This is a genomic window from Thermosipho affectus (assembly GCF_001990485.1).
In the GTDB taxonomy this organism is placed as follows: domain Bacteria; phylum Thermotogota; class Thermotogae; order Thermotogales; family Fervidobacteriaceae; genus Thermosipho; species Thermosipho affectus.
Genome location: NZ_LBFC01000019.1, coordinates 1 through 495, shown reverse-complemented (window position 1 = coordinate 495; position 495 = coordinate 1). Strand labels below are relative to the sequence as shown.

At 37.6% G+C, this 495-nt stretch carries 1 pseudogene; it reads left to right on the top strand.

Annotated elements, in window-relative coordinates:
• Nucleotides 1–495 (top strand): annotated as a pseudogene (locus tag XJ44_RS06045) (flagellin); the annotation flags it as partial.

Here is a 495-nt window from a genome sequence, read left to right as displayed (position 1 = left end):
AAAAAATTACTCGATGGTAAATTGGAAAGTTTTAGGGCAAATGTTGATGCAAAAGTTGTTACTGGTGGTAACGTTAATTTGCAACTCGGTACAGTCAGTTCTGCAGCAAAAGAAGGAACATATGTTGTTGAAGTTGGACAATTAAATGGTTCTGAAACATCAGCTTTAGATGTTAAGATTACGCTTATTGACAACTCCGGCTCACTAAGTTCTACAATTACAACACTTGGTGCAAATTCCGCTTCATTTGGAAATATTTCCTTTAAATGGGATTCAAGTGTATTTAGCCTTTCAGATTTTGGTGGTGCATTACCAAAGGGTGAAGTGATAGACAGTGCAGTTGTCAGAGTAGAAGCTATAAATACAGCTGCAAATCAATTAATCTTCCAAATTGGTGCTAACGAAGGTCACAATATGCTCACAGGTATTGATGATATGAGTGCAACAGCTCTTGGGCTTACAACAACCTCTTTAGATGTCACAACGCAAGATGGA